This is a genomic window from Teredinibacter franksiae (assembly GCF_014218805.1).
GTDB lineage: Bacteria > Pseudomonadota > Gammaproteobacteria > Pseudomonadales > Cellvibrionaceae > Teredinibacter > Teredinibacter franksiae.
This window is the reverse complement of the sequence record NZ_JACJUV010000001.1, coordinates 3,061,528-3,078,318: the sequence shown is the minus strand read 5'-3', so window position 1 is coordinate 3,078,318 and position 16,791 is coordinate 3,061,528. Positions and strand designations below refer to the sequence as shown.

Sequence of the window (16,791 nt, the reverse complement as noted above, 5' to 3'; positions counted from 1 at the left end):
TTAGAATATTTTTCGATTGAAGATTCAATGGGTGGACGATCAAATGCTCCAATACACCGATTTACTATCTTCTTGGCCGATTCCTCTGATGATGAATCTAAGTGTAATTTCCATGTAGATCTAGGCATGATTCCTCGTGGAGCTTAACGTTTTGCTCACCTGCACGTGCTGCGGAGAGCGTTTTTGTGTGAAAATGGAGCGCAGCGACAAACACAAAAACGAGCGCAGCAGTACGTGTCAGAGTGCAGCAACTTGTTATGGCTTGGACGCCCCACATACTAATTTTGAATCTAGAATACTGTATTTAACAGACCAGATTAAAGCCGGAATCAAAATTACTAGAGGCCACCCTGATTTATATGTGAATACAAGAATCCATGCTACAACAGCTGGAAAAGCCAAATATTTGTATACTAGCCATCCTCCATTAATCGGGACATAGAATTCTCCACCACAACTATTACACAGCTTAGGAGCTAGCCGGGTAGAAAATAACTTTTTCCACCACGAAATCGAATTCATGCCGCAGCAAGGACACTTGTACATAATTACCTTTGTGAGCTATAACGCCGCTATGTGGCGCCACTTTGTAGTTGGTTTAAATTGTGCTGTCAAAGCACAATTTGAAGCGACGGAAAAGTGGTCGCTACGATAGCCTTGTTAGCACTTCGTTTAGATCCACTTCTCTCGTTGGATAGTATAAATATTATTCAATTACTAGCGCGCTTACCTAGTGTAGAAATATAGGCCAGTAACATAGCGCCAGAAAATGAAGCTACGCCAACAGCCAACAAAAGGTATACATCAAACCCATTAAGAAACGAGCTAACCCCAACAGTTCCGACTGTTGCGCCGACGGACGAATATATGACATTTTTCCAATTCATCATGACCCTGAATTTTTATTGCTAACGCTAAGGTAGCCTGCGTTGCATATGGAGCTGTTTTTTGTGCAAGAATGTAGCGAAGCGAAATGCACAAAAAGCGGCGGAGTATGCAGCGTCAGGGTGACCGACTGGTTATGCGACGGCAGTAAGTACCACAACAAAACCACGTTTTATTTTAGCTTGCCAATGGCAGCAGGAAAGAACACACAACCCCACCAACAAACTCCATATTACGAAAGTGGTGGCTAAATGCGAAGTGCTATTTACCACCACCTATAAAACTACTATTTGGCACCAGGAAAGAAACTGGTGAGATACAAAAAATCCACTTACATTAACGCCGAGAGACGCTCTACAACGTGCCGTAAATCAAGCACATGACTCATTTTATTTATTTTCGAACCGCGCTCATAACGCCCGGCTCACCAGTGGCCAAACCGGAGTGGTTTTTGTGATAAAGTGTAGCGCAGCGAAACCACAAAAACCGCGTAGGTTTGGACATCTGCGTGGAGCCGTTTGTTATGTGACATTGGGGTTGAACTCATCGTAGGCTTCAATGAACTCCTTGTGATACTCCTTCGATTGCTCTAGAAGCTCACGATACGTTTTAACAAAAACTTCCCCAGTTTTAATGTAAGTATCTTCTTTATCTTTAAATTTGTAGTCGTCTGATTTTTCTCCGCCGACCACAAAGCAAACGACCCTTGAAAATCCAGTTGTGCTTCCGTACTTGTTTCTCAAAAAACTACCGTATTCATAGGCTTGTTCTAACGCTTTCTTATCGACTTTGTATTTGCTTCTTTTTATTTCGATAACATACAGAATCTCACCGAGGGCATTACTGCAAAGAAAGTCAATCCGTCGATTCTTTTCGTCTAATTCTTCGTCAGGAAACTCCTCCTTCAATAGAGACGAGTAGGTGACTTCATCTCGAAACTCTAGAATCCTTGGGTCTAAAAGCCATGAGAATTTTTTGAGAAAGTTATGAAGAGTCGGTACTTCTTTAGTGTCGTTGTCGATGTGTTCCTCAAATTTTTTAATAACTTCGACCCTAGAGCAAGACAGGTCTCGAAACTGTTTAGCTTCAATAGATTTCCAGTCCTCCATCAGTGCTAGGAGCTTTGGAACATCTTCTTCACTTGAAATGTCGGCTATATCTGACGCATATTTTTTGAAAACCTGATTGTCAAATTTATCAATAACACCACCAATAATTTTCGATGCGTTTTCAGAAGTAATACCGTTATTTGCCAATATAGGGTCAATTATTCTATTGCTCAGGTCTCTTTCATAGGTTGGCAGAGTTTCTTGCCATTTTTCTATGTCAAGTGATCTTTCGGCCTTAATCTGTTCTCTTTTTTTCTCCTGCCTTCTTTTTTTCCATTCCCGACCAACGCCCTTTATTACCTCATGGAGGTAAGATTGAAGATCTTTTGTTTCATCATGCTCCCAATTCAGAGAATGGCGATCAGTCGAAATTAGGTCGTTTGCTAGATCATCAATGAAATCTACATGTAAATACCCAGTAACGTAATTGTGAAACTGGTCGTTGTCACGAACACCAAAGAAGCTTGCCGAATTAACAATTTTTCCTCGGGATGTAAGGTAGATTCCTCGCATTTCTGTATCTTTTACTGGAGTCTCTAAAGTTACTATCTGCCCCTGTATTTCACCAAAGTGATCATAACTTTCACCAAATTTTTTGTTTGGGAAATCCCATGTGAACTGTTTCTTCATTCCACGAAACTTGTCTTCATTTAGTATTCTGGTGTGGTTTGTTCCATTTTCTGAAAACGTTAATTTGAATTTATCAAGAACAGTGAATTTTTTCGAAATACTAATCCCGGTTTCATCTAGCTTAAAAGGGGACTTTCTTCGAACGCCTTTCAAAGTTATCTCTGTCCCATCAGGTTCTTTAGTAGAAACATCACTCTCAATAATGGCTGGCTGATATGAGTTAGTAGTGCTTCTCTTTATTGCCTCTAGATCAAGCGAAAATTGGTTTGCGACACCTGATCGTATCGACCTAACTAATACGGAGTTGCATATACCAAATACGGAGAGCTTTCCCAGACCTTTCTTACCGATTGGTTTACGCCCTTTCGGTGTTGTTGACGCTCCTGAACTACGCCGGTTACGGCCTATAACTAAATAGTTGTTATTCAGCTCATCAAATGTCATTCCATGACCGTCGTCTTTTACGTGAATCTCTTTCCTAGAATCCGATGTGCGAAAGTCTATTTCTACTGATGTTGCATCCGCATCCCAAGAGTTAGAAATGAGCTCTGCTAAGACACTTGGTAATTGGGAATACAGCGACACCCCTAGATGCTCAATGGTGTTTGGGTCGAATTTTAACTCTAACGTTTTGGTCACGAGTTGTCCTTTGAAATTTTATTTGTTACATAACGCCAAGCTCACCTGCAAATATTGCGGAGAGCGTTTTGTGTAAAATGGAGCTACGCGACATACACAAAACGAGCGTAGCAATATTTGTCAGGTGCAGCTTTTTGTTATGCTTTTAACCGTCAGCATACTCATAATATATTTCACCCAACGCATCATGAAAACCCCAGCCCATGTCAATGGTATCGTCTACTATTGATTTACAACGTTTTTGATACTTTCCTTCCAGATTGTACTTGTAAATATGACTGAGAGCTCGTCTATATACGCTCTCCATACTCAAATAAAACTGTTCGTTGATATCACCATAACAGTCTGTATATTTAACTCCAACTTCGACGTAAAACACCAGGAGTGCTGCCATATGATCTTTATTAGAAGAGATTTTATTAAATTCTGAAATCGCGCTTTTCGCAACCGCGAGTCTTCCACGACCATCCCCATATTCAGGAAAGAACTCATTCTCTATTATCTTTGCGTACTTCTCCAAGACACTTTCACTATTATCAGAACCACATTTAGATACGTAATAGTTTTTTACAAACTCATTCTTCTTATAAAGATCAGCTATATCATTTATTAATTCGTCTTTAGTCTTTTCTTTCAGAGCTTTCTTTAGCTCAGTAATCTTCATAGTCGATACCTGTGGAGCATAACGCCGCAATTACCTGCACCGAAAGTGGCGCTGGTTTAGTTTATAATGTAGCGAAGCGGAATGGAAAACTAAACCAGCGACGCTTTTGGTGTCAGGTAGATTGCATTGTTAGCTGACTGTGTGTAATACATATATTTAGCCGCACACCAATATACTAAACTTGATGTTTAACCGCCTCAAGCGGCACGAAAACCTTAATGACAAAACATAAAACTAACATACCTTGTACTATATTCCGCGCCTCAGCGCGCGCAACTTAACTTTACCGCAGCTCATTTCTTTTCTGCTTTATCAGATTATCTGATTTTTATCTTCCCGCCTCAGCGGAGCATTGCTACAGATTTAAGACATGTAGCTTCTTTAAAAGTACTACAACTAATCTGTAGCTTTTATCTTTTCATGGTTTTTTGCTTTTAAAGCTAACGCGTGTAGCACCTGCACAAATTGTGACGTGCTTTTTTGGTATATTGTGAGCAACGCGAACACCAAAAAAGAACGTTGCAATTTGTGTCAGGTGGCTACATTGGTTATACATTTGGTGTTTACCCAGCGCCAACTGAAAATACAGCTTGTGTTTTTAACGAATGACCAATACTAGCAGCCAAGTTTCGTTGCTACAAAGCACAATACGATACATGCTTTTAAAAAGGTTTTAATCAATCTTTACCGCCTCAGCGGTTCTTCTCTCTCTCTATCTTTTGATCTTATTGTCTACTTTCGCAATACAAACATTATTTGTAGTAGTTTGACTATTTACTGCAACGCGCTAATGTTTCGGGTTTGCACGTATAACATTTGTATATAAGACTTCCTATATCTAGACATAATGTCCATATATAGGCATAAAAGTACAGATATAGACACAAGATGGCTATATCTAGACATCTTAACCCCGGTCAAACCAGCTTTTTTTCAGCCAAGGCCTTCGGGATAACAATCGTTAACCGAAACAATTCGTGCTTCTAGGTGCATCCGTTTTACATCCAAAAGCGGTAAATGCCACAGTTTTTGCGTTTTATCCCATTTTGCACCCTGGCTTTTTATCAACCCCCTCAACTTTTCTTCCTCGAATTTTACCCGTATAGCGGCTATGCCATCTCGTTGAAATTCTGGCGGGCGTTCGTGGTCTGGGGTGTGGAGAGGCATGCGTTCATCCACTATTAGCTCTACTGTGGTGTACTGCCGACCTGTGACACGGTCTTTTCGGTAACGTACGGCAACCAGCTTCTCATTCCATTTTTGTTGATAGCGCTTCGCACCTGCGGCGTGCGGCTTTATTGTTTTAATAACGTCCATTCGCTCAATTCTCCCTTTTTAGAAGATTATATCAACAACACACAAATTTAATACATTCAGCCATATTGGTTTTCAGGAGCGCATTTCTGACGTACTTCACTACCACTTTTGTAATTTAGGGCGCCTTTAATTACGCCTCTAAACTTTGGTACCCAGCCGGTATCGGCGTGCAATTCATCCACACCCCATGCGCTGACCGCTTAAGCGGATTAGAAGACAAACCGAAACAAGAACCACCGACAAAACCCGCCCAACCTCAACAATGCGACAGATGTCGCATAAACCCCTTGAACATTAAAACTCTATCTGCGACACTTGTCGCACACATTAACTTTTTGTAAGGATACCGCGTGTTAGGCAAACCCACTCAACAAGCTCTCCAGCTTTTCGCTATCGCAATTCTATTTGTTTTTACTCCACGCATACTTGCGGGTGAAATTGCACTAACCTTCGATGACGCCCCCATGCGTGGCACAGCCATTATGGGCGGCAACGAGCGTACCGAAAAACTCATTGCAACGCTCAAAGAAAATAAGGTGCCCGACGTTTTATTTTTTGTTACCACCAAAAACTTTAACACCGAGGGCCGTCAACGAATTGAACGCTATACCGATGCAGGTTTTCACTTGGGCAGCCATAGTCATAGCCATAAATCAGCCAACAAAATAGGGGTTGACCATTACATGGCCGATGCCCGGCGCGCCAAGGCCATAATTGATCAGTTTGATAACACCTTGCCGTTTCATCGCTTTCCCTACCTACACCACGGAGCAGACCGCGAAGCGATAGAAACGCTGAATGCAGAATTATTGAAAATCGGCTATAGCGATGGTTACGTAACCGTTGATAATTTTGATTTTTATATAAATTCGCTAATCGTAAAAGCCAAGGAACAAAATAAGGTAATCAACTGGCAAGCCGCCGAACAGATTTATGTTGAAGTTCTTTGGCAGGCCATTGAGTTTTACGACCAGCTAGCAAAGCAAACACTGCAACGTTCGCCCAAGCACGTTTTACTGCTACACGAAAACGACGCCGCCGCCCTGTTTGTTGGCGCACTGGTAAAGCATATTCGCCAACAAGGGTGGACAATAATCTCACCTCAGGAAGCCTACCAAGACCCTATTAGTCAAGAACTACCGCCGGGTATAACCCTAAATCAAGGCCGTATTGCGGCGCTGGCTTTAAGCAAAGGCGTAGATAAAAGCAAGGTGCGACACCCGGCAGAAGATGAAGCCTATTTGGAAAATTTGTTCAAGCAGCGCAAGGTTTTTTCAGATAACAACCTCAGTCAGATACAGTAGGGCCAAGTTATGCAGCCAACGGCTCCAGAATTGGAAATATTGAAACAGCTTTGGGAAAAAAGCCCGCTGACCGCGCGGGAAATACATAACCAGCTGGGAGACGTTTTGTGTTGGAGCTATTCCTCCACCCGTAAAACACTTGAGCGAATGCAAACAAAGGCCTTTGTTGCAGGCTCTTCGGAGGGCAATAAAATACGCTACACACCTTTGGCAGACAAAGTTACCACTCTTGCAGCATTTGCGCAGGACTTTGCGCAACGAATATTTGAACTTAAATCACCGTTACCGGTGGCCATGTTTGCCGACAGCCAACTCATCGACGAACACGATATTAAGCAGCTTGAACAACTGTTAAAAAAACTGCAAGCCAACGGCGGAGGAAAAGAATAATGCAGGCCTACGCACCAACCCTTGTTGTTCTGTTTACGGTTTTTATTGGCTGGAGCGCTATTGTGTGGTTGCTCGTATTGGCCACGCGCCAGTGCTTGCCAAAGGTTTGGAATTGGTCGCGACTATGGTTAATACTACTACCGGTAATGCTCACGCCCTTATTGCCCGCTCTACAATTACCTACAGCCTATTTACTGCCCGCTTCACTACTAGAACCCCTGCCCGCCCTGACGATTGAGGCAGCAAACTGGCGTAACTCTGTACAGCAACTCGCACGTGAGGGTAATCCGTTTCCACTGGCCACACTTGCCTTTTTGGTTGCGCTGCTTTCGATAAGCCTTTACCACATAGTGCGTTTTCTGTATTCGCTGCAAGTAGTAGGCTACATATTGACAACAAGCAAACGCCACAACGGGATACCGTGCTTACCCGATAAGCTCAATACCATGCTGGCATCAAGAAAAATCGAACTGCAGGTTACCGATATGGCCTGCCCGCCATTTGTTTTTGGTTTTATTCGACCGCAATTAATTTTACCCTCCCGCGTTTTAACACTGCCCCCTGCCAGCCTCGAAATACTGGTTGCCCACGAGCTTACCCATATTGAGCGTAAAGACCCCCAAGCCGTTTTACTTTTTCGGTTCTTCGCCTGTCTGTTTTGGTTTAACCCCTTTATACGCATGCTAGAACAACGCTACCTAAGCACCATGGAATTGGATTGTGACAACCACACCATCAATCGCCACCAATTTTCAGGTTTGGACTACGCACACGCTCTGATTAACAGCCTTAAACTACTCAAAGGCTCTTATATACCCGCGGGTCACACCGCTTTTTTTGGAGACAATTCAACTATGGCACTACAACAACGCATAACATGCGCCACCCAAGCTCACCAGCAATCACCGTTACGCGCACCGTCAAAATGGTTCATTGGTGCCGCCGCTACATTACTGGCCTGCGCTTCTATAGGCGTAAAATCTGAACTCTTAAACCAACAGCCAACGCTGGCTGAAAATTCTGGCTTGCAGCCAGTTGCCAACGCCCGTTTAACCTCAACGTTCAAGGCTAAGCAAGCCATTCGCAACAACAAACTCCATAAAGGCATCGATCTCGCGGCGCCGAAGGGTACAGCTGTTGTAGCAAGCTTTGGCGGTATTGTTGTTATTGCAGACGATACGTCGCTTCATGCCAATTACGGTAAAACGGTGGTTATTAAGCACGAAGGGAACTTTCAGACAGTCTACGCCCATTTAGACGCTATATCGGTAAGCGCTAACCAAGTCATTTCCGCAGGCGAAGCCTTAGGTACCGTAGGCGAAACGGGTAAGGCAACTGGCCCACATTTACATTTTGAAGTACTGCACGAAGAAACGCCTCAAGACCCACAGCTATATTTAGCTAAAAACTCAGCCAAATAACGGCTCAACCGGCGAGCAATAAACGTACGTTGCGAGCACCTAGGCTCTAGGCGCTCGCCTTTATTGCTAACTTCACATAACTTTACCTTATAACCACACGTCTTCTGCTCTCCGTTAACCAAAAACCGTAAAAAAACCCGTAAAATACCTCCCCTTACACACTATTCTTTAATAGAAGCATTCGCATTAACGTGCGCTGTTTTTTTAACCGTCTATTCACCTGTGTTCTGCCACGATGCACAAAAATTACACGCTTTTCACTCCGGAGGTTGAAAACAAATGACCAGCAATACGAAACGGATTGTCTTCCCGCTAGCATTACTTTTAATAGCAGCAGGTTTGGTTAGTATTATCGTTGCGAGTAAAAAGCCACCGGAAAAAAAGCCCGAAAAAAACGAAGCCCCTTTTGTAACGGTTACAAAAGTTGAGCTCGCGCCATTAACCCTTACGGTTAAATCTCAAGGGTTGGTTAAGCCAAAATTTGATACCCGCTTACTCGCACAGGTAAGCGGAGAAGTTACCGAAGTGTCGCCACAATTCGTACGTGGAGGCCTGGTAAAAAAAGGCGGTCTGCTAGCGCAAATCGACCCCTTTAACTACGAGGTAAAACTACAGCAGGCCAATGCCAGCCTTGCCGGCGCCAAAGCACAATTTATTCTCGAGCGTGCGCAGGGTCGTGTGGCTGAAGCGGAGTGGGATAAAATCACCAACGCCGAACCTTCTGAGTTGGGTTTACGTAAACCGCAGCAGGAACAAGCGCTAGCAGCGGTAAAAGCCGCCGAAGCGGGCGTTCGCCAAGCCACAAAAGATTTACAGCGTACTCGCATTATTGCGCCCTTCGATGCTCTGGTAACCGCACGCAGTATAAGCCCCGGCACCTTTGTCAACATGGGTGCCAATATAGGCAACGTGGTTAATGTCGAAACCGCCGAAGTTCGGCTGCCGGTTCCCGGCAACGAATTGGCCTATTTGGCCAATAGCGGTATAGATTCTTCCGTAACGCTCACGGCTGTGGTTTCTGGAATGCCCCAGCAGTGGCAAGCCAATATCGTGCGCGACGAGGGCGTCATCGACGATAGCAGCCGCATGGTGTACCTGGTAGCCCAAATTACCAACCCCTACCAACTCGGCGCCCGCGCGAGCACCGCCTCGCCCTCTCCCGCACGATTGCCTTTTGGCACCTATGTAATCGCCAGTATTGAAGGCATTCAATTAGAAGCCGCCGCCTCGGTTCCCCGCCACCTGTTAAGTGACAACCGACTCGCACTGATAGTTGATAACAAACTTGCATTTGCAGAGGTTGAGATTGTGCGCCATGAAGGCAAAAACAGCATCATTAGCACTGGCCTAGAGAGCGGTGACCAGCTTATTACCTCTTCGCTACCCTACCCGATTGAAGGCATGCTGCTAAAAACCGAACTGAGTTCTAATTACGCTGAAGACTCCGACGATGGTGCCGCCGTTACAACAGCCGAACCCGTTGAAACTAACAACACCAAGAAGGAGAGCTAAATGTCTACGCCCTCCGTTTCCGAGCCCAATAACGACAAGCACCTCAATACCAACCGCGGCATTATTGCTTGGTTCGCACGTAATTCCGTTGCCGCCAATTTATTAATGTTCGGCATTATTTTGCTGGGCCTCTATTCAGCAATGAACATTCGCAAACAAATGTTCCCCATGGGCGAGAGCAATCGCATTACGGTTTCTGCGGTATACCGGGGCGCCTCGCCACAGGAAGTGGAAGAGGGCATTACCACCAAGCTCGAAGAGGCACTGCAAAGTATTGAAGGCATAGAGCGCATGGTTACCCGCAGTAATCGCGGCAACTCCTCGGCCAATCTGAGGGTTTTCGACAGCTACGATGTACAAACCGTGCTGGACGATGTGAAATCGGCGGTCGATTCTATTTCCAGCTTTCCCGCCGGTATGGAACCGCCGCGCGTTAAACATCAAAAATACCGCCAAGAAGTGATGTGGCTCAATATCGCCGGTGACGTATCAATTAAAGAATTGAAGCGCCTGGGCGAAACCTTGCACGACGAATTACGCGCCCTGCCGGATGTGAATATCACCGAGTTCTACGCAGGCCCCGCCTACGAAATTGCGATTGAAGTAAGCCAAGACCGGCTGCGGGAATACAGCCTAAGTTTTAACGATATAGCCAAGGCCGTACGCGATTTTTCTACCAATAGTTCGGCGGGTGAAATTCGCGCCGACGACGGTGTTATCTCTGTTCGCGTTGAAGAGCAGGCCTATATCGGTTCCGAGTACGAAAACATTCCACTGCGCACACTGCAAGACGGCACGAAGCTGCGCCTACACCACGTTGCCAGTGTTAACGATAACTTCGAAGAGGGCGTGAGCTACACCAAGCTCGACGGTGTAAATTCACTCACCTTTTTTATTGGCGCCTCTCGCGACCAAAGCATTACGGACGTTTCTAAAATTGTTCTCGGCTACCTAGAAGAACGTCAAAAAACCCTACCAGACGGTATTCGTTTCGAACCTTGGGCCGACATGACCTACTACCTGAATGGCCGCTTAAACATGATGCTGGAAAACATGTTCTGGGGCGGTATTTTGGTGTTCCTCATTTTGTCGATTTTCCTGCGGCTTAAACTGGCCTTTTGGGTAATGATGGGGCTGCCGGTGGCCTTTCTAGGTGCTCTAGCGCTTTTACCGGTTAGCTGGATTGGTGTCACTATTAATGTGGCTAGTTTATTTGCCTTTATTATGGTGCTCGGGGTAGTGGTGGACGACGCCATTATTATTGGTGAAAGCGTGTACACCGAAACACAGGACAAGGGCCTGTCGGTAGATAACGTTATTCGCGGCGCGCAACGGGTCGCGGTACCTGCAACGTTTGGCGTACTCACTACGGTAGCCGCCTTTATGCCCATGGTATTGGAAAGCGGCCCGCAGTCGGCTTTCCCTCATGCCATTGGTTACGTAGTGGTGCTCTGCTTGCTGTTTTCGTTGGTGGAATCCAAGCTTATTCTACCGGCGCACTTGGCGTCCATGTCGCCAGAAAATCACAACCCTCGCAATCCGCTTACCCGCCTGCGCACATGGGTCGATAAAAATTTGCACAACATTATTACCAACCACTATCGCCCCTTCCTACAAACGGCCCTGCACTATCGCTATACCGTGCTGGCGGCCTTTTTTGCCATGATAATCCTCATGGGTGGCACATTTGCTGCGGGTGCCATTCGGGTTATTGGTTTCCCTAAAATTCCCCACGACTGGTCGAACGTGGTTTTAGAGATGCACCCCGATGCCCCAGAAAGCGCGCTGTTAAAAGGCATGCTCAGTATCGATGCGCTCATTAACGAAGTGAATATCGAAATCGAAAAAGAATTTGGTAAACCCATGGTTGAAAAAGTACTGATGTACAACCAAGGCAGAACCAAAGCACGCATTGAAGCAAAACTGGTGCTCCCCGAAGATAGGTCAATGGATACTTTCGAATTGTCACGCCGCTGGCGCGAACGCATGCCCGAAATACCCGGTATGAAAAACATTACCATTATCGACAGCATCGGCCACGGCGGCACCAGTGATGGTGATATTAACTTCCGCCTTAAAAGCCGCAACATCGAAGACCTAAGAGGCGCCGCCAGTATTATCAAAGCTGAACTGGCAAAGATGAAAGGCGTTTCTGAAATTAATGACAGCGAGCAAAAGTCTACAAAAGAAATTCAGTTCAAGCTCAAACCTGTAGCCTACAGCCTGGGATTAACAACCGCCGACGTTGCCAGCCAGGCTGGGTTCAGCCTATACGGTATAGAGGCGCAACGTATTATGCGGGACCGCCAAGAAATTAGAGTAATGGTTCGCTACCCCAAAGAAGAGCGCAACACACTGGATTCTATCAATAGCGTGCTTGTGCGCACCCCCGGCGGCGCCGACGTTCCGCTATCGGAAGTTGCCAACATTGAATTTACCCAGGGGGTCAATCAAATATACCGAGAAGATGGTAATCGCGCGCTTAGCGTTTGGGCGTCGGTAGATTTTGAGCAGGGCGAAGCTTTTAAAATTGCCGATGAAATGAAGGATAAAACCTTCCCTCAAATAGAAGAACGCTACCCATCGGTTATTATTGAAGAATCGGGAAAACTGAAAGATGACCGCGATGGTGTGTGGACACAAATACTCGCCATGCTGGTTATTCTGTTACCTATTTACGTACTGCTAGCGCTTCCACTGAAATCTTACTTCCAACCATTAATGATTATGTCGGTTATTCCGTTCGGCGTTATCGGTGCAATACTCGGCCACCTGTTGCTCGGCCTGGATTTAAGTCGAATGTCGATTATGGGTATAACCGCGGTTATTGGTGTTGTAGTAAACGACTCATTGGTAATGGTGGACTACGTTAACCGTGCCCTCGCACGCGGCGAAACAATGATAGAGGCTGTTTTACACGCGGGGCAGAAGCGCTTCCGCGCCATTATTCTCACCTCACTCACCACTTTTACCGGCCTTATGCCGATAATGTTTGAAACCAGCCTGCAGGCGAAAATAGTAATACCCATGGCCGTATCACTGGCCTTCGGTGTGCTTTTCGCTACCCTGGTGACACTGATACTGGTGCCGAACCTTTACATGATTTCAGACGATATAGCGCGAGGCGTACGCAACCTACGGGGCTTTGTGAAAGGCAGTTTCACCAGCGCTGAAAAAGCTTAGGCGAAGTAACTTAACGACAGAGCGCCTTCAGCAATGGATTGAAAGGCGCTCCATAACCCGAAGGCGTAGCAAGCTCCAGCAACAAAACATCCCAGAAGCCGAAGGCGCTCCACCGGCGCAAGCCGGTATTCTATTTCTCCCGCAACTTCACCAACAAATAACTGGTTGCCGAAATCTCACCATCTCTTGCATAGACCCGCAAATACCCTTCCCATTCGCGGTCTGAAAATTGCCAATCGGGGTTGCGCTCGGTAATGTCATCAAACTGTTTGTTCAACCCCTGTATATATTCAGATTGATTATTCAAGCCAGCGATTATATTTTTCTCTGCTTCAGGATTATCGGATAACGATGCGGCTATAGCATAACCGACATATTTGCTGTTTTGACTGAGGCTGTTTTTACTCATGGCTGTTCCACGCTGTAAACACAGTTGTCGCCAATCACTATTGGTTTGCTGCTCTCGGCACATGGTATTCAGGCCATCAAAGCGCAGACCCTCTCGGGTAGACGATAAACGCAATACTTTCTGAATAAACGCCGCATCTTTTATTTCACCACGCTCCGACAACACTTGGCTAATACCGTCCATTCGCTGCCAGCGGTAATCATCTGTTACTTCCATATCCAGCGATTCCTTTAATGCTTCCAAGGCGCCATCCACATCGCCATTCTGGTAAGCGTGTACTGCTTTTAAATCTTTTACCGCCGCATTTTCGGCGTCGAGTAATTCGAGGGCATTAAAAATTTCTGGCCCACACTGGGACGAATTTATGTAGCCCAGGCAATGTTCAATGACTAAAAAATTCAATAACGGATTGTAGGGGTCGAGCAATAGCGCTTCAAACAACAGCGCTTGGCGTTTTTCAATATCATCTTCCAGCGAAATATTCAGTAGAAATTCTTCTGCGCTTTCGGGCTCTGGTACGGGTTCAATCTGGGTATTAGCCACGGTTTGCTTTGCCGCAACAGGCCTTTGCTCAGGCCGTTTTGGCTGCTGTGGCAACATGGGGTTTGCAAAACCCTCAGCCGGCGCACGCGGCTCTGTTACCGGCTCGCTTTCCAGTATTTTGGTCGGTGGTACTGAAGGTGTTTCAGGCTCGTCGCCCGTCAATAGCTGCCAAACAACAAATACCACGGCCGCCGCCGCAACAAGGGGTAAGAAATTTCGTTTTATGCTGTCCATTTCTGCTCTTATACCGTTAACTTGCGCGCATTGTCGCACTTTCGCTCTTGCTGTAGAATCGCCGCCCTCTCCTGTCTACCCTAATAACTATTCACCCGACAGCTTATAGAGCTTTGCCCCGCGGAGAATCCGCCGGTTGCCGCTCTGCACATATGTAATTCTCAAGGTAAGCAGTATGTTACTCCACTCTACCAAAGCCGACTGGTTCGGCAATATGCGCGGCGACATTCTCGCTGGCCTCGTTGTGGCGCTGGCGCTTATTCCAGAAGCTATAGCCTTTTCCATTATTGCCGGTGTCGACCCTAAGGTCGGCCTGTATGCGTCTTTTTGTATCGCTGTAGTTATAGCCTTCGTTGGCGGTCGGCCCGGTATGATCTCGGCCGCTACCGGCGCCATGGCGCTGCTAATGGTCACGCTAGTAAAAGAGCACGGCCTACAATACCTGCTGGTGGCCACTCTGCTTACCGGTGTTCTACAAATTATAATGGGCTACCTGAAGCTAGGCAGCCTGATGAGCTTTGTTTCCCGATCCGTGGTTACCGGTTTTGTGAATGCACTGGCTATTCTCATTTTCTTAGCCCAACTGCCGGAACTCACCGACGTAACCTGGCATGTATACGCCATGACAGCCGCTGGCTTGGGTATTATCTACCTGTTCCCGCACATTCCAGTTATTGGTAAAGCTATACCTTCACCACTGGTATGTATTCTCGCCTGCACGGCATTTGCCATTGTCACTCAATTGGATATTCGCACGGTCGGCGATATGGGCGAGCTACCCGACACCCTGCCGATTTTTCTGTGGCCCGATGTTCCCCTCACCTTCGAGACTCTGCAGATTGTATTCCCTTATTCGGCGGCATTGGCCGTTGTTGGCCTGCTGGAATCCTTAATGACTGCAACCATAATCGATGACCTGACCGACACCAGCAGCGATAAAAACCGAGAGTGTAAAGGCCAAGGTATCGCCAATATCGGTTCTGGTCTTCTTGGCGGCATGGCCGGTTGTGCGATGATCGGCCAGTCGGTAATTAACGTAAAATCGGGTGGTCGTGGCCGTTTATCGACCTTGGTTGCCGGTGGCGTATTGCTGGTTTTGGTAGTATTTCTTAACGACTGGGTTGCTCGAATTCCCATGGCTGCACTGGTAGCGGTGATGATTATGGTCTCGATTGGTACCTTCAATTGGGAATCCATTCGCAACCTAAAGAAGTACCCCGTTTCGACCAACGCCGTCATGGTAACAACCGTCATAGTGGTGGTCTGGAGCCACAACCTGGCTTATGGCGTATTTGTTGGCGTATTGCTGGCCTCGCTGTTCTTCGCCAACAAGGTTAGCCACTTTATGTACGTAGAATCTAAATTGGACGAAAACAACAGCGCTCGCCACTACAGCGTACACGGCCAGGTATTTTTCAACTCCGCGGACAAATTTCTCGCACAATTTAACTTTAAAGAGGCGGTGGAAAAAATTACTATCGACCTTAGCCGTGCTCACTTCTGGGATATTTCCGCCGTACATTCACTGGATATGGCCGTGATAAAATTCCGCCGAGAAGGCGCCGAAGTAGAGCTAATAGGCCTTAATAAAGCCACAGAAACTATCGTTGACCGCTTTGGTGTACACGATAAACCCGCAGAATTAGAACGCGTTTTGGGAGAACACTAATGACTATAAAAAAACAACTGGTACTCTCCTGCGTAGATGGCTCGCAGCACAGCGAAGCCGTTTGCCAATATGCCGCTTGGATAGCTAAAACCGCAGACGCGCCACTGAAACTACTGCACACCATAGAACACAGCCAAGCGCCGGTAGTGGCCGACTTCAGTGGCGCAATAGGCCTCGGCTCGTCCGAAGAGCTACTTAACGAGCTAACCAAAGTTGAAGCCGACCGCAGCAAACTGCTGATAAAACAGGGCAACCTAATGCTCCAGGCAGCAAAGGAAAAGGCCCAACAGGTAGGCGTTGCCGAAATTCACTTATGCCAGCGTCACGGTACACTGGCGGAAACACTGGTAGAACTTGAAGACGACATTCGTGTACTAGTCGTGGGCATTCGCGGCCTAGACCATGAAAACGATGACAGAGGCGTTGGCCACCAACTAGAAACGACTATTCGCTCTTTACACAAACCCATTCTCGTGGTGAATAAAGCCTATTCACAACCGAAAAAAATCATGCTCGCCTACGATGGCAGTGAAGCGGCGCAGAAGGCACTGCTAATGGTAGCCACCAGCCCACTGTTTAAATCCATGCCCTGTCATTTGGTGCACGTAGCCGCTAACGCCAATGAGAGTGACAACCTGCTAACCGATGCTAGCCATCGCCTAGAGGCCGCCGGTATTACGGTAACCTGCGCAACACTTGAAGGGAAAAGTGAAGACGTTCTCCCGGGTTACCAGGCCGAGCACAATATCGACCTCACCGTTATGGGCGCCTTTAGCCACAACCGTGTACGCGACTTTCTGCTCGGCAGTTTTACCGCTACTATGTTGCGTAAAACCCAAAAGCCGCTACTGTTACTGCGTTAGTTTTAGCCTAATAACAGAC

General features: G+C 46.5%; 11 protein-coding genes. 7 read left to right on the top strand and 4 right to left on the bottom strand.

What is annotated here, in order from left to right; translation table 11 throughout:
- Positions 1-1,406: 1,406 nt before the first annotated feature.
- The 3 genes from H5336_RS12930 to H5336_RS12920 all read right to left on the bottom strand — a co-directional run bounded on the left by H5336_RS12930 (position 1,407) and on the right by H5336_RS12920 (position 5,244).
- Positions 1,407-3,263: an ATP-binding protein gene (locus H5336_RS12930; RefSeq protein ID WP_185234708.1), complete on the bottom strand. Its 1,857-nt coding sequence runs from the start codon at positions 3,261-3,263 to the stop codon at positions 1,407-1,409.
- A gap of 145 nt (positions 3,264-3,408) precedes the next feature.
- On the bottom strand, positions 3,409-3,927 hold the full coding sequence (locus tag H5336_RS12925; protein ID WP_185234707.1) for a DUF6155 family protein: 519 nt from the start codon (positions 3,925-3,927) through the stop codon (positions 3,409-3,411).
- Positions 3,928-4,860: 933 nt separating this feature from the next.
- On the bottom strand, positions 4,861-5,244 hold the full coding sequence (locus H5336_RS12920) for a hypothetical protein (protein WP_185234706.1): 384 nt from the start codon (positions 5,242-5,244) through the stop codon (positions 4,861-4,863).
- Positions 5,245-5,594: 350 nt separating this feature from the next.
- Between H5336_RS12920 and H5336_RS12915 the strand changes: the two genes are divergently transcribed.
- The 5 genes from H5336_RS12915 (at position 5,595) to H5336_RS12895 (ending at position 13,054) form a co-directional block, all read left to right on the top strand.
- On the top strand, positions 5,595-6,548 hold the full coding sequence (locus H5336_RS12915) for a polysaccharide deacetylase family protein (RefSeq protein ID WP_313557156.1): 954 nt from the start codon (positions 5,595-5,597) through the stop codon (positions 6,546-6,548).
- A 9-nt stretch (positions 6,549-6,557) separates the two neighbouring features.
- Positions 6,558-6,938: a BlaI/MecI/CopY family transcriptional regulator gene (locus H5336_RS12910; RefSeq protein ID WP_185234705.1), complete on the top strand. Its 381-nt coding sequence runs from the start codon at positions 6,558-6,560 to the stop codon at positions 6,936-6,938.
- Positions 6,938-8,359 (top strand): M23/M56 family metallopeptidase, encoded by a 1,422-nt coding sequence (locus tag H5336_RS12905; RefSeq protein ID WP_185234704.1) that lies wholly within the window; start codon positions 6,938-6,940, stop codon positions 8,357-8,359. Before H5336_RS12910 ends, H5336_RS12905 begins: the two co-directional genes overlap by 1 nt.
- A 279-nt stretch (positions 8,360-8,638) precedes the next feature.
- Positions 8,639-9,871 carry an efflux RND transporter periplasmic adaptor subunit gene (locus H5336_RS12900; RefSeq protein ID WP_185234703.1) on the top strand — a complete coding sequence of 411 codons (1,233 nt, stop codon included), beginning with the start codon at positions 8,639-8,641 and terminating at the stop codon, positions 9,869-9,871.
- Entirely contained in the window at positions 9,872-13,054 is a 3,183-nt protein-coding gene (locus H5336_RS12895; RefSeq protein ID WP_185234702.1) for an efflux RND transporter permease subunit, read from the top strand.
- 130 nt (positions 13,055-13,184) lie between these two features.
- Here H5336_RS12895 and H5336_RS12890 read toward each other — a convergent pair whose 3' ends face one another.
- The gene (locus tag H5336_RS12890) at positions 13,185-14,240 is read right to left on the bottom strand and encodes a hypothetical protein (protein ID WP_185234701.1); all 1,056 of its coding nucleotides are present in this window, start codon (positions 14,238-14,240) and stop codon (positions 13,185-13,187) included.
- A 175-nt stretch (positions 14,241-14,415) separates the two neighbouring features.
- Here H5336_RS12890 and H5336_RS12885 point away from each other — a divergent pair, with 175 nt between their 5' ends.
- Complete coding sequence (locus tag H5336_RS12885; RefSeq protein ID WP_185234700.1) at positions 14,416-15,909, top strand: SulP family inorganic anion transporter; 1,494 nt, start codon at positions 14,416-14,418, stop codon at positions 15,907-15,909.
- On the top strand, positions 15,909-16,772 hold the full coding sequence (locus tag H5336_RS12880) for a universal stress protein (RefSeq protein ID WP_185234699.1): 864 nt from the start codon (positions 15,909-15,911) through the stop codon (positions 16,770-16,772). Before H5336_RS12885 ends, H5336_RS12880 begins: the two co-directional genes overlap by 1 nt.
- The last annotated feature ends 19 nt before the right edge of the window (positions 16,773-16,791 follow it).

Coding starts and splice junctions, on each gene's coding strand:
- H5336_RS12890 (WP_185234701.1), bottom strand. CDS start 14,240: ATGGACAGCATAAAACGAAATTTCTTACCCCTTGTTGCGGCGGCGGCC.
- H5336_RS12920 (WP_185234706.1), bottom strand. CDS start 5,244: ATGGACGTTATTAAAACAATAAAGCCGCACGCCGCAGGTGCGAAGCGC.
- H5336_RS12900 (WP_185234703.1), top strand. CDS start 8,639: ATGACCAGCAATACGAAACGGATTGTCTTCCCGCTAGCATTACTTTTA.
- H5336_RS12880 (WP_185234699.1), top strand. CDS start 15,909: ATGACTATAAAAAAACAACTGGTACTCTCCTGCGTAGATGGCTCGCAG.
- H5336_RS12925 (WP_185234707.1), bottom strand. CDS start 3,927: ATGAAGATTACTGAGCTAAAGAAAGCTCTGAAAGAAAAGACTAAAGAC.
- H5336_RS12895 (WP_185234702.1), top strand. CDS start 9,872: ATGTCTACGCCCTCCGTTTCCGAGCCCAATAACGACAAGCACCTCAAT.
- H5336_RS12910 (WP_185234705.1), top strand. CDS start 6,558: ATGCAGCCAACGGCTCCAGAATTGGAAATATTGAAACAGCTTTGGGAA.
- H5336_RS12905 (WP_185234704.1), top strand. CDS start 6,938: ATGCAGGCCTACGCACCAACCCTTGTTGTTCTGTTTACGGTTTTTATT.
- H5336_RS12885 (WP_185234700.1), top strand. CDS start 14,416: ATGTTACTCCACTCTACCAAAGCCGACTGGTTCGGCAATATGCGCGGC.